Below are 12977 nucleotides of genomic sequence, written 5' to 3' on the forward strand. Positions count from 1 at the left end.
AGACGGCCGGTGTGCGAGAGCGCCACGGCTGTCGGTCGCGGAGACCGGCGGAAGGAGTGCCTGGGATGGCGACCGACGCGTTCCCCGAAGGCTTCCCCGTCGAAGGCTTCCCCGTCGGGGAGGGGCCGTCCCGGCCGGGCGGGCTGCTCGATGTCCTGGGCGTGGCCGCAGTCATGCTGGACGCCGAGGGGCGGATCACGCTGTGGAGCCCCCAGGCGGAGAAGCTCTTCGGATGGACGGCGCAGGAGGCGCTCGGCAGGCCCGCCGCCCAGCTGCTGGTCGGTCCGGAGAATCTCGACCAGGTCCTCACCCTGTTCTCCCGGGTGATGAGCGAGGGCAAGAGCTGGGCCGGTGTCTTTCCCGTCCAGCACAAGGACGGCAGCACGCGCCTGGTCGAATTCCGCAACATGCGTCTCCAGGACGAAGGCGGCGAGACCTACGCCCTGGGAATCGCCACCGACCAGGCCGTCCTGCGGCAGGTGGAGCGCGACCTCGCCCTCTCCGTCCGGCTGGTGGCCCAGTCGCCGATCGGCCTGGCGGTTCTGGACACCGGGTTGCGGTTCGTCATGGTCAACCCGGCGTTGGAGCGCATCAACAACCTGCCCGCGGAAGAGCACATCGGCCGCGAGGTGCAGGACGTCCTGACCTTTCTCGACACCGAGGTGATCGCTGCCCGTATGCGGGAGGTGCTCGGCAGCGGCAGGCCGCTGCTCGACCAGTTCACCGTCGGCCGCACGGCCGCCGACCCCGCGGGCGAACACGCCTGGTCGGTGTCGTACTACCGGCTGGAGGACCCCAATGGCCGAGTCCTCGGCCTGGCCACCTCCGTCGTCGACATCACCGAGCAGCACCGGGCCGCCACCGAAGCCGCCCGGGCACGCAGGCGCCTCGCCGTCATCGCCGACGCGTCCGCGACCGTCGGCACCACCCTCGACGTCGACCAGACCGCGCACGAACTGGCCGACGTGATCGTGCCCGAGCTGGCCGATCTGGCCGCGGTGGATGTCCTCGACGCCGTACTGGAAGGCCGGCGCACGACATCCCCCTCGCCGGGCGACGCGGCCCGCTTCCGGGCGCTCGCCGTGGCCACGGCCTACCCCACCGACGCGGTCCGTGCCGCCGACCCGACCGGCCAGATCGCTTCCTACGACGCCGACCGGCTCATCACCCGGTGCGTGACGAGCGCCCGACCGGTCCTCGTGCCGCACGTCGGTGCGGCGGACCTGCCGCGGATCGCCGCCGACCCCCAGGGCGCCGACCTGTTGGGGCGGGCCGGACTGCACTCCTACCTCGCCGTGCCGCTGATCGCCCGCGGTGAGGTCCTCGGCGCGCTGTCGCTGTACCGCGTGCGCAATCCGCAGCCGTTCGACGAGGACGATGCCGTACTGGCGGTCGAGCTGGCCGCCCGCGCCGCGGTGTGCATCGACAACGCCCGCTCGTACCAAAGCGAGCGCCGCACCGCCCTTACCCTCCAGCGTCACCTGATGAACCACCGGCCGCCGCAGCCCATGGGGATGGAGATCGCCTACCGCTACCAGCCCGCCCAGGCGGCGCGTGAGGTCGGCGGGGACTGGTTCGACGCGATCCCGGTGGCCGGCGACAAGACCGCCCTGGTGGTCGGCGACGTCATGGGCAGCGGCATCAACGCCGCCGCCACCATGGGGCAGTTGCGCACCACGACCCGCGCGCTGGCCGATCTCGACCTGGAGCCTGCCGATGTGCTCCAGCATCTCGACCACATCGTGTCCGGCCTCGACCCGGCCTTCGCGACCTGTCTTTACGCCGTCTACGACCCCTACCTCGGGCAGTGCAGCATCGCCGTCGCGGGCCATCTGCCGCCCGTCCTCGTCCGGTCCGGCCGCCCGCCCGAGCTGCTCGATCTGCCCACCGGGGCCCCGCTCGGCGTCGGTGGTGTCCGCTTCGAGCAGACCACGGTGCCACTTCCCGACGGGGACCAGCTCGTGCTCTACACCGATGGGCTGGTCGAAACGCGTGACCAGCCCATTGACGACCGGCTGCACATGCTCCTCGACCTGCTGGCGGAGCCCGAACTGCCGCTGGAAGAGCTCTGCGATCGGCTCCTGGGCGCACTGCGCCATGACAACGACCACGACGATGTCGCCCTGCTCATCGCCCGTGCGCACGCGCACGACGAGTGAGCGATCGGCGGCGGATCGCCCCCCGGGTCCCCGCGACTTGAGACCGGTCGACGGTGGAATTCGAACCGTTGGGGAGCCGCGAAATCCGCGCGCTTTCCGGACTTCGGTCGAGCAGAAGAGCCTCTCTGGCCCCCTTCGGCAACTGATTCCGTTGCCGAAGAGGTCTTGACGTGCCTCCTGCGCGAGGGTTGTATTCGGTCACCGAAGTGGCGCCCGCAATGTGCCGGGTTTCTCCCCCTTCGAGGCACACTCCGTCGAAGGTGCCCCCTTCCTGCCGCCAGCACCGATGGGACCCGCATGACCGATACGCACCGCATCCCCGCAGCCCGCGCCCCGGAGCAGGTAGCCCATGGCTCGACGGAGGGGAAGTCCCCCCGGCTCACCCGGTCGATCGGTGTGGTCGGGGGCACGCTGCTCACGCTGTCGTGTCTGACCCCTGCGTCCTCGCTCTTCGTGATCGTGCCCGACTCCTTCGCCACGCTGGGCACGGGCACCGCCCTGACCATCGCCGTCGCGGCCCTGCTGTGTGTGGGCGTCGCCTTCACCTACTCCGAACTCGGCACGCTGATACCGAGCTCGGGCGGCGAGTACGCGATGGTCGGCACCCTCATGGGCCGACTCGCCGGATGGCTGGTTTTCGTTCTGTCGCTGATCGTCGTGATGATTGTCCCGCCGATCATCGCGCTGGGCACCGCCGACTATCTGGCGCCGATCGTCCCTCTCGATCCGCAGTACACCGCGGCCGGCGTGATGCTGCTCGCCACCGCCATGGGCCTGCTCGACCTGCGCGCGAACGCCTGGATCACCGGCATCTTCCTCCTGCTCGAGATCGTGGCCTGCGCGGTCGTCGCCTTCCTCGGCTTCACCCACACCAACCGCTCGGCCTCCGTACTCGTCCACCCGGTGATCGACGCGGGCCACGGGCACACCACAGCCATCACCGCAGGCTTGATCGTGACCGGCCTGGCGACCGCGCTCTTCATCCTGCAGGGCTTCTCCACCGCCGTGTACCTGGCCGAGGAGATGGACAACCCGCGCCGCAACGTCTCGCGCACCGTGCTGTGGACGCTCGGCATCGGCGTGGCCGTCGTCCTCATCCCCGTCGTCGCGATCACCCTCGGCGCCCCCGACCTGGCGACCCTCGGCGCCGGCGACGTCGCGGGCATGGTGGAGTCCTGGAGCAACTCCGGCGTCGGCGCGTTCGTCAGCCTCTGCATCGCCCTGGCGATCATCAATGCCGCCATCGTGATGGTCATCCAGAACTCCCGCGTGGTCTTCTGCTCCGCACGTGACGCGGCCTGGCCGAACCCCGTCAACCGGGTCTTCTCCCACGTCGGCCGGCGCTTCGGCTCCCCGTGGGCGGCCACGCTCGGAGTGGGTGTCCCCGGAGCGGCCCTGTGCTTCGTCAACCTCGACACCCTGAGCGAGGTGACCGGCGTGGCCGTCGCCGCGATGTACGTCTTCGTCGCGCTCGGCGCCCTGGTCTCGCGCCGTGAGGCCCACAAGCACCGCCCGGCCTGGCGGATGCCGCTCTGGCCGGTGGTTCCGGCGCTGCTCGTCATGGTGCTGGCCTGGGTCCTCTTCCAGCAGAGCACCAAGAGCCTGGTGATCACCGGGGCCATCGTCGCCGGTGCCGCCGTCTACTGGGCGTGCTATCTGCGTCCGCGCCAGGACACGCACTGGGTGATCACGGTTCCCGAGGACGAGCAGGCTCCCGATGCGCGGACGGCTCGCGGTGACGAGCCTGCCGCGCCGGTGAGCGTGTAGCGAGCCTCCGGGCCAGGCCCGGCCGTGACAGGCCGGGGCTGAGCCGCCGAGGGCGTCTGCGCCCGCAGGAGACGTACAGACATACAGAGGGCCGAAGGGCTCCCGCCAGTCCGGCGGGAGCCCTTCGGCCCTCTGTATGCATGTCAGCAGGGGCGGGGAAGACGCCGAAGCGCGTGCCGCTCCGTGGAGCGCCTGGCGGACCTTCCCGAGCCTCGGGGGCGTGGGCTAGCGGCTTGCGTGCCCGGAGAGGGCGACAGCGTCCAGCAGAAGGCACACGTGGTCGATGGCGTCCCGCCCGGCGGACCCGTCGGCCACGTCCGGGTGGTCGAGCAGACCGGCGGCGGAGCGCAGCAGGCCCAGCAGCCCGTCGCCGGAGCCGGGCGCGGTCACCGGCTCCAGGGGAGCGGGGTCGTTCGTCTGCTCCGCGGTGGCGAGTGTGGACCGGATCTGCTCGCCCGAGAGGGGCATGCCGGTTTCGAGGAAACGGAAGAGCGCCATGGCCGCGCGCCGGTCAGCGGCGTGCGGCTTCCACAGCCCGAGCGCGTGGTGGTCGATGAGCGCGGCCGCCTCGGCACGGATCTCCTCTGGAACATGCATGTCCACGAACGTCTCACACCCGTTCGGCGGCATGTAGGAGGGGCAATTGGGTGCGACCCGCGCTTCCGCGCGGTCCCGGAGTGCCGCTTCGACCGGGCTGACCAGGCACGTTCCTGCTGCAGCCCGCGCCGTGCGACCGCCCGACGGGCATTTTTCGCAGATCAAACCTGTGGCAAGAGTTACATAGGAGGGCCGGGGGTGCGAGCCGGCCAGGGGGTGGTCCGGGGTGCGCCGAGGGCACAAACCTACCCGCGGGTTTGTCGGTCCTCTGGTGCACGAGGCCGGACTGGGGGAACATCGGACCATCCTTGCGGACCCACCGTGAGCGCGGCCGTCACGATCTCGACGGGGCGAGGGCGACGCCCTCGCTCGCCGGCCGAGGGCACGGGGGCCCGCGAGGACCGGTCCCGCGGCCGACCTGCCGGGCGCGCGAACCGGGTCCGGCAGGGTCGACGAACGGCTGCTGCGCTCCGCATCGTGCGGGTCGCCCACCGTATGCGGGAGGTGTAGAAAGAGGACATGGCCGGACGCTACGGCCGCCCGCGTTCGGTTCTGAGAATGCGAACTGTCGCAGGTCAGGTCTTTCTCCTGCAGGTGGCGATCGTGGTGTTGCTCGTCGCCGCCGCCATCACGGCGCTCGTTCTGCAGTCGAGGACGGACGGAGAGCGCGAGGCCACCAACAGGTCGGTCGCCGTCGCCGAGACCTTCGCCAACGCGCCCGGCATCGAAGCGGCACTCCGGAGCCCCGACCCGACCGCGGTCCTGCAACCGCGGACCGAAGCCGCCAGGAAGCTCTCCGAGGTCGACTTCATCGTCGTGCTGAACACCGACGGGATCCGCTACACCCACCCGATCCCCAACCGGATCGGCAAGAAATTCGTCGGCAATCTGGGGCCCGCGCTGGCCGGCGACATCGTCACCGAGAAGATCACCGGCACCATCGGACCGCTCGTCCAGGCCGTGGTCCCCGTCAAGGGCCGCGACGGCAGCGTCATCGGCCTGGTGTCCGCCGGCATCACCATCGACCGCGTGAGCGGCGTCGTCGACGATCAGTTCCCGCTGCTCTTCGGTTCCGCCGCGGGCGTGCTGCTGCTCACCACCGGCAGTACGGCACTGGTCAGCAGACGACTGCGCCGGCAGACCCACGGTCTGGGCCCCGCCGAGATGACGCGGATGTACGAGCATCACGACGCGGTGCTGCACGCGGTGCGCGAGGGCGTGATCATCGTCGCGGGTGACGGTCGTCTGCTCCTCGCCAACGACGAGGCGCGCCGGTTGCTCGACCTGCCGGCGGACGTGGAAGGACGCCAGGTGTCCGAACTGGGGCTGGACCCGGCCACCGGTCGTCTGCTGGCCTCCGGGCGGATCGTGACCGACGAGGTGCACCCGGTCGGGGACCGGCTGCTCGCCGTCAACCAGCGGACGACGGACCAGCACGGCGGGCCGGCGGGCAGCGTCACCACCCTGCGGGACACCACCGAGCTCCAGGCGCTCACCGGCCGGGCCGATGTGGCGCGTGGCCGGCTGAAGCTGCTCTACGACGCCGGCACCGAGATCGGCACCACCCTCGACGTGGTGCGCACCTGCGAGGAGCTGGCGGGGTTCGGCGCCGCCCGGTTCGCCGATATCGTCACCGTCGACCTGTCCGAGGCCGTACTGCGCGGCGAGGAGCCGACGTCCGCCGCCTCGGTCGCCGAGATGCGGCGCATCGCGGTCAGCGGCGACCGGGAGGGCAACCCGCTCTACCCGCTCGGCAAGCACATCACCTTCGACCTCTCCACACCGCTGGGCGAGGGACTCATCAGCGGCGAGCCGGTGCTGCAAGCAGACCTGGCGGCCTTCTCCGGCTGGCAGCAGCAGGACCCCGAGCGCGCCCGGAGGGTCGTCGAGCGCGGCATCCACTCGATGATCGCCGTTCCGCTGCGGGCCCGCGGCGTCATTCTGGGCGTCGCCCTCTTCTGGCGCGCGGAGAAACCCGAGCAGTTCGAGGAGGAGGACCTCTCCCTCGCCGAGGAGATGGTCGCCCGCGCCGCGGTGAGTGTCGACAACGCCCGCCGCTACACACGCGAGCACAACATGGCGGTGACGCTGCAGCGCAGCCTGCTGCCCCGAGGTCTGCCGGAGCAGAGCGCCGTCGAGGCGGCGTACCGGTATCTGCCCGCGCAGGCGGGCCTCGGTGGGTTCGGAGGCGTCGGTGGGGACTGGTTCGACATCATTCCGCTGCCTGGCGCCCGGGTGGCGCTCGTGGTGGGCGATGTCGTCGGCCACGGACTGCACGCCGCCGCCACCATGGGGCGGCTGCGTACGGCGGTGCACAACTTCGCCAACCTCGACCTGCCGCCCGACGAGCTGCTCTGGCACCTCGACGAACTGGTCACCAGGATCGACCAGGACGAGGCCGTCGACGACGGGGAAGGCGCGGTCACCGGGGCCACCTGTCTGTACGCGATCTACGATCCGACGTCCGGGCACTGCACCATGGCGCGCGCCGGCCACGTCCAGCCCCTTGTCCTGCGGCCGGACGGCAGCGCCGAGTACATCGAGGTGCCGGGCGGTCCGCCGCTCGGGCTCGGTGGCCTGCCCTTCGAGACGGCTGAACTGGAGCTGCCGGAGGGCAGCCGTCTGGTGCTCTACACGGACGGGCTCGTCGAGGACCGGGACCGGGACATCGACGAGGGCCTCACGCTCCTCCAGCACACGCTGACCGGCCATCCCGAGCTGACGCCGGAGGAGACCTGCGAGGCGGCGCTGCGCGTGCTGCTGCCCGATCGCCCGAGCGACGACATCGCGCTGCTCGTCGCCCGCACCCACGTCCTGGACAGCGCTCATGTGGCCGACTGGGACGTGCCGCCCGACCCCTCGGCCGTCGCCGAGGTGCGTGCCGCCGCGGTGCGCAAGCTGGCCGAGTGGGACATGTCCGAGGAAGCCTTCACGGCCGAGCTGATCCTCAGCGAGCTGGTCACCAACGCCATCCGCTACGCCTCCGGCCCCATCTGCGTACGGCTGATCCGCGACCGCTCCCTGATCTGTGAGGTCTCCGACCGCAGCAGCACCTCGCCGCACCTGCGGCAGGCGGCCACGACGGACGAGGGAGGCCGCGGCCTCTTCCTCATCGCCCAGCTCGCCGAACGGTGGGGGACCCGCTACACCGCCGGTGGCAAGGTCATCTGGACGGAACAGCCGCCGCCGGCCGACATCGCGGATGCGTGACGAGGCCGCCGGCCGCGCCGCTCGGACCTGACACGCGCGAGCAGCTCGCCTGACGCCCATCGGCCGTCGCAGTGGCCTGCCGGCGGGGTCGTGGGGACCCCGTCGATGCCCACCGCGAGCCGATCCGGGCACACCTGACGGAACACCAACAACATGCCATGCCAACGCATGAGTGAAGTAAAGGAAAAGTCATGGCGTGTTAAAGCGCACCTGTGACGCATGCCGGATAAATATGCCCCTGACCCGTTCTTCATGCGGAGGGGCGTCGCGGCGCCGGACGTGGGCCTCCCTCGGAGTGCCTCCTGACGCCGGACGGACGCCGTCCCCGCCGGTTCTCCGAGGAGGCAGCACATTGCGTTACGGACAAGCACTGCGTGACGAGGTCATGGCCCGCGGTACGACGCCCCTGATCGGCGTCTACGACATGTACTCGGCCTCGATCGCCGCCGAGCACTACAACGGCTTCTTCGTGTCCGGCTTCGGCTTCGCCGCGTCGCACTACGGACTTCCGGACATCGGGTTCATCGCCTGGCCCGACATGGTGGCCTTCGTGGAGCGCCTGCGCGGCGCGTTCCCGCACCACCACCTGCTGGTCGACATCGACGACGGCTATGTCGACCCCGAGGTCGCCTGCCACGTCGTGCGGCGACTGGAGCGGATCGGGGCCTCGGGGGTGATCCTGGAGGACCAGAAGCGACCACGAAGATGCGGACATGCGGATGGCAAGCTGGTGCTGCCGCTGGAGGACTATCTGGAAAAGCTGAACCTCGTCCTCGCCACCCGCACCGACCTGCTGGTCGTGGCCCGTACGGACGCCACCGAGGAGGCCGACATCCTGCGCCGGGCCGCGGCGCTGGCCGAGACCGACGCCGATGTGGTGCTGGTCGACGGGGTGCGCAGCGTCGACTGGATCCGCCGTATCCGTCAGGTCGTCGGGGACAAGCCGCTGCTGTTCAACCAGATCGCCGGGGGCAAGTCCCCGCGGCTCTCGCTCACCGAACTGGCGGAGCTGGGAATCGATGTGGCGATCTACAGCACGCCCTGCCTGTTCGCCGCGCACCGCGCGATGGAGACGGCGATGGCCGAGCTGAAGTTCGCCGACGGGCGGCTGCCGGCCACCGGCGACAGCGGCGAGGTCGGGGTCCGCGAGGCCACCGAGCTGCTGGCCCGGAACATCAACCGGCCGCACCCCGGGCGAGCGGCCGTCCCGGCATGAGGCGCGGGGCGGGCTCCCCTCGCGGCCGCGGCGGGCCGCGACGCCTGGGGTACCTCGTGGGCGGTGCGACAGTGGTCGCGGCGGCGATCGTCTCGGACCTCCTGGGTGCCGGCTCGACCGCGGCCGAGGCCGCCGACCGGTCCGTCGTGCTCATCGACAACTCGCACGCGGACTCCTGGCTGGAGGTGGACCGTACCAATAATCTCCAGCTCGGCAGCGGCATCGCGGGCAGCGACCTCGACGGTGCCGCGACGGACCTCACCGGTGCCCTGGTGAGCCGGACCGGTGCCCCCCAGGGCCACACCGAAGCTCTTCAGGGCGCGGCCGGGGCCCCATCGGATTCCACTCGGTGATCCCGCGCGGCGGGGTGGCGATCCAACTTCCGCCCCGCCGCGTCCACGGCCGGCCGCTACCTCCAAGTCGGCCACCGTTGCCCGGTGTTGGCGCGTGGGGCCGAGGTGGTGGCGGCGCACGGCCGCGGCGATGACACGAGCGCCCGGCACCGGCGCTCGCCGAGCCCCGGAATCCCGTCGGCCGAGGCGGCGCGATGGCATGCTGGCGGGCGTGAACGGACCCGAAATCCCCGTCAGCTTCGCTGCTGAGCTGAGTCTCTTCCTTTCGGCGGGGCGCAGCGCCGACCGCACGCCCGTGGTGACCGACGGGGTGTCCACACTCGGCCATGTCGTCGAGTCGCTCGGGGTCCCGCTCACCGAGGTCGGCAGCCTGGTCGTGGACGGCCGCGAGGTCCCCGTCTCCCACATCCCCCGGGCGGGGGAGAGCGTCGAGGTGCGGGCCGTCGAGCGCCCGCAGCGCATCCATGGCGCCCCGCTGCGCTTCCTGCTCGATGTTCATCTCGGCACCCTGGCGCGCAGGCTGCGGCTGCTCGGCGTCGACGCGGCGTACACCAACGAGGACCCCGGTGACGCGGCCCTGGCCACTCGGTCGGCGAAGGAGCGGCGGGTCATGCTCTCCCGGGACCGGGGGTTGCTGCGAAGGCGGGAGCTCTGGGCCGGCGCGTATGTCTACAGCGACCGGCCCGACGACCAACTGCGTGACGTACTGGGCCGGTTCGCGCCTGAGCTCGCCCCGTGGACCCGCTGCACCGCTTGCAACGGCCGGCTGGCGGACGCCGACAAGGACTCGGTCCAGGAGCAGCTCCGGCACGGCACGGAGCGCAGCTACGACGTCTTCGCGCAGTGCACGTCGTGCGGGCGGGTCTACTGGCGAGGCGCGCACCACGCTCACCTGGAGGCGATCGTCGAGGAGGCGCTGCGCGACAGCGCCTCGTGACGGCGGCTCGGCGGCAGGAGCTGACCTCCAGGCTCTGCTTCTCCGCCCGTGTGTCCCGCCGTGGCGGCAACCGGTGCCGGCCACGGTCGCTCATCCGGCTCGCCGTCCACCCGCGGCCCGGTCGGCAACGACACGCGGTTCCGATCGGTTGGCGACCGATAACGGACACCTGCGGGTAAATAATGAGGCACCCTATTTCGCCCTGTGGACGGGATGGAATGAGCGCTGGACGCCAAAATCCGTCGAACCCCCGGCGGGGCCGGAAACCGGTAGGTGGCCGCACCGCCGCCAATGACCGCCTGCTCCGCATTCTGCTGCGCCGCCGCGAACAGCCGCTGAGCGTCGGGGATGTGACGGTCACTAATAAACCGGAAGTGCGTCGGGCGGTATCGGCGGCCGCCCTGGGCAACACCATGGAATGGTTCGACTTCGGCGTGTACGCGTATCTCGCCGGAACCCTGGGCAAGGTGTTCTTCCCGTCCAGCTCACCCGGTGCCCAGGTCGTCTCCACCTTCGCCACCTTCGCCGCCGCATTCCTCGTCCGGCCGCTCGGCGGTCTCGTATTCGGGCCGCTCGGCGACCGCATCGGACGGAAACGCGTACTCGCCGCAACCATGATCATGATGGCGGTCAGTACATTCGCCGTCGGATTCCTGCCGAGTTATGACACCATCGGCTTCGCCGCGCCGATTCTTCTGCTCGTCTGCCGTCTGGTACAGGGATTCTCCACCGGCGGTGAATACGCCGGGGCCACCACCTATATCGCCGAATACGCACCGGACCGGCGACGCGGATTCCTCGGCAGCTGGCTCGACTTCGGCACCTTCGTCGGCTATTCCCTCGGCTCCGGCCTGGTCACCGTGCTCACGGCCGTGCTCGGCGACGGGGACATGGTGAACTGGGGCTGGCGCATCCCCTTCCTGGTGGCCGGCCCGCTTGGGCTGATCGGCCTCTACATGCGGCTGCGCCTGGAGGAGACCCCCGCCTTCCAACGCGAGGCGGAGCAGGCCCATCAGGCCGCGGAGCAAGCACGGGCCGAAGGGGGCGAGGACCCCGTCGACGTGGCACGCCAGTCCGGCAAGGGGCGGCTCAAGGAGATCTTCACCCGCCACTGGGAAGCCGTGCTGATCTGCATGGGGCTGGTGCTGCTCTACAACGTCACCAACTACATGGTGACTTCCTACCTGCCGACGTTCATGACCGAGACCCTCGGCGAGGACGCTCTCACCGCCCAACTGCTGGTGCTCGGCACCATGATTGTCGTGGTGCTCACCATCACCACGGTGGGCCGCACCTCCGACCGGTGGGGCCGCCGACCCGTCTTCATGGCGGGCAGCATCGCCATGATCATCCTCGCCGTGCCCGCGGTCCTCCTCATCCGGAACGGCGGCATTCTGCTGCCCGCCTTCGGATGCCTCATCCTGGGGCTTCTGCTCGTCTGCTTCGCGGGGACCTCGGCGTCCACGCTGCCCGCCCTCTTCCCGACCCGGCTGCGCTACGGCGCCCTGTCGATCTCCTTCAACATCTCGGTCTCCCTCTTCGGCGGCACCACGCCCCTCATCGCCTCAGCCCTCGTCGAGGCCACCGGGAGCGAGATGGTCCCCGCCTACTACCTGATGGCCGCAGGCGTCATCGGACTCATCGCCGCGTTCTTCCTCCACGAGACCGCAGCCAAGCCGCTGCGCGGCTCCGGACCCATGGTCGAGAACGAGGAGGAGGCCCAGGCTCTGGTCGCGGACAGCCGGGCCGAGGCCGGCCGGCACGCCAGGGACGTCTGGATCCGGCTACGGCACCCGTGGTCGTGGCAGTGACCCGGCGGCAGTGACCAGCGCTGATGACCCCACGGCAGTGACCCGCGGGGGAGGAGGGAGAGTGCCGGAAGCGGTGGTGTTGCCGGGGAACCGGGCATATTGGCCACGCTGGGCTGCGGTCGGAGTGAACACGCCGCGCCGCGCGCCGTTCGATGGCATCCGCCCAGCCGTCCAGTGGCACAGAGGCCGACATGGCGTGGCCCAGGCGCTGCCGAATGATCGAGGACCGGATCCGTAGGGCGTGGTGGCCTGGGTCAACACGCCCTCGGAGTGCGGGTACCGGGCCGGCTGGTCTTCACCGGCAGGCCGGCCCGTCGACCGCGGTCGACTGCGTCACGTCATCCACGGCGCGGGCGGCCGGGCGCGGTGACGCCCCGCTGGCTGCGGTTGCTGACGGCGGCGAGCGGGATCTCCTCGTCTTCCTGGTCGATGTCCTCGTACGGATCGCCCTCGGGGTAGGCGGGCTCGATGAACACCGCCGTGTAGTCGGGCTTGGCCGGGCGGGGCACGGACAGGGTCATCGGCTCTCCAGAGGTTACGGCCGCAGGGCGGCGCGGGATGTGAGGGTGTGCCGTATCGCGGCCGGCATCCTCGGAAGAGGGATGACGTCTGCGGTGCCGGCGGATGGCGCTGGGCCCCGCGATGCCGGTTGCCGGGTGTCAGGCAACGGTGCGGAACACAACTGCTGGTGAAAGAGTACGCCGGAGATCACGTCCCGCCACGCAACAAGACCGGATCCCGCTCGAAGGGCCGGGGTCGGCTTTCGCTCGGGTCGGCGGCGCGGGGCTGTCACAGCGGCGTTCCGGCGCGCGTCGCGCCCCGCGGGACGGTCCCGAAACCCGGTTCGGAAAGGCGAGAGGTTGCCGCTCCTCGGGTGCGTCGCGACGGGTGGACCGCGGCGTGGGTGAGGCGCTGGGGAGGGGCGAG

The 12977-nt window shown here is 70.8% G+C and carries 9 protein-coding genes; 7 read left to right on the forward strand and 2 right to left on the reverse strand.

The window, feature by feature from the left end; translation table 11 throughout:
• Positions 1-65: 65 nt before the first annotated feature.
• Entirely contained in the window at positions 66-2159 is a 2094-nt protein-coding gene (locus ACH4FH_RS34445; protein ID WP_398559888.1) for a SpoIIE family protein phosphatase, read from the forward strand.
• Positions 2160-2456: 297 nt separating this feature from the next.
• Positions 2457-3926, forward strand: coding sequence for an APC family permease (locus ACH4FH_RS34450; RefSeq protein WP_398559889.1), 1470 nt, complete (start codon positions 2457-2459; stop codon positions 3924-3926).
• A gap of 225 nt (positions 3927-4151) precedes the next feature.
• Here ACH4FH_RS34450 and ACH4FH_RS34455 read toward each other — a convergent pair whose 3' ends face one another.
• Entirely contained in the window at positions 4152-4523 is a 372-nt protein-coding gene (locus ACH4FH_RS34455; RefSeq protein ID WP_398559890.1) for a hypothetical protein, read from the reverse strand.
• Between the two features lie 519 nt (positions 4524-5042).
• Here ACH4FH_RS34455 and ACH4FH_RS34460 point away from each other — a divergent pair.
• The 5 genes from ACH4FH_RS34460 to proP all read left to right on the forward strand — a co-directional run bounded on the left by ACH4FH_RS34460 (position 5043) and on the right by proP (position 12050).
• A complete protein-coding gene (locus tag ACH4FH_RS34460; protein WP_398559891.1) occupies positions 5043-7733 on the forward strand; it encodes a SpoIIE family protein phosphatase in 2691 nt (896 codons plus the stop codon).
• Between the two features lie 352 nt (positions 7734-8085).
• Complete coding sequence (locus ACH4FH_RS34465) at positions 8086-8949, forward strand: oxaloacetate decarboxylase (protein ID WP_398559892.1); 864 nt, start codon at positions 8086-8088, stop codon at positions 8947-8949.
• A gap of 56 nt (positions 8950-9005) precedes the next feature.
• On the forward strand, positions 9006-9302 hold the full coding sequence (locus ACH4FH_RS34470; protein WP_398559893.1) for a hypothetical protein: 297 nt from the start codon (positions 9006-9008) through the stop codon (positions 9300-9302).
• Between the two features lie 211 nt (positions 9303-9513).
• A complete protein-coding gene (locus ACH4FH_RS34475) occupies positions 9514-10239 on the forward strand; it encodes a Mut7-C RNAse domain-containing protein (protein WP_398559894.1) in 726 nt (241 codons plus the stop codon).
• A 218-nt stretch (positions 10240-10457) separates the two neighbouring features.
• The gene (gene proP, locus ACH4FH_RS34480; RefSeq protein ID WP_398559895.1) at positions 10458-12050 is read left to right on the forward strand and encodes a glycine betaine/L-proline transporter ProP; all 1593 of its coding nucleotides are present in this window, start codon (positions 10458-10460) and stop codon (positions 12048-12050) included.
• A gap of 338 nt (positions 12051-12388) precedes the next feature.
• Here proP and ACH4FH_RS34485 read toward each other — a convergent pair whose 3' ends face one another.
• Positions 12389-12571 (reverse strand): hypothetical protein, encoded by a 183-nt coding sequence (locus tag ACH4FH_RS34485; protein WP_398559896.1) that lies wholly within the window; start codon positions 12569-12571, stop codon positions 12389-12391.
• Between the last annotated feature and the right edge of the window lie 406 nt (positions 12572-12977).

Source organism: Streptomyces sp. NPDC017993 (assembly GCF_044328065.1).
Taxonomy (GTDB): Bacteria; Actinomycetota; Actinomycetes; order Streptomycetales; family Streptomycetaceae; genus Streptomyces.

Bases quoted from the DNA above. Each gene is read 5' to 3' on its own strand.
- ACH4FH_RS34450 (WP_398559889.1), top strand. From the start codon at position 2,457: ATGACCGATACGCACCGCATCCCCGCAGCCCGCGCCCCGGAGCAGGTA.
- ACH4FH_RS34445 (WP_398559888.1), top strand. From the start codon at position 66: ATGGCGACCGACGCGTTCCCCGAAGGCTTCCCCGTCGAAGGCTTCCCC.
- ACH4FH_RS34455 (WP_398559890.1), bottom strand. From the start codon at position 4,523: ATGCATGTTCCAGAGGAGATCCGTGCCGAGGCGGCCGCGCTCATCGAC.
- proP (WP_398559895.1), top strand. From the start codon at position 10,458: ATGAGCGCTGGACGCCAAAATCCGTCGAACCCCCGGCGGGGCCGGAAA.
- ACH4FH_RS34485 (WP_398559896.1), bottom strand. From the start codon at position 12,571: ATGACCCTGTCCGTGCCCCGCCCGGCCAAGCCCGACTACACGGCGGTG.
- ACH4FH_RS34460 (WP_398559891.1), top strand. From the start codon at position 5,043: ATGGCCGGACGCTACGGCCGCCCGCGTTCGGTTCTGAGAATGCGAACT.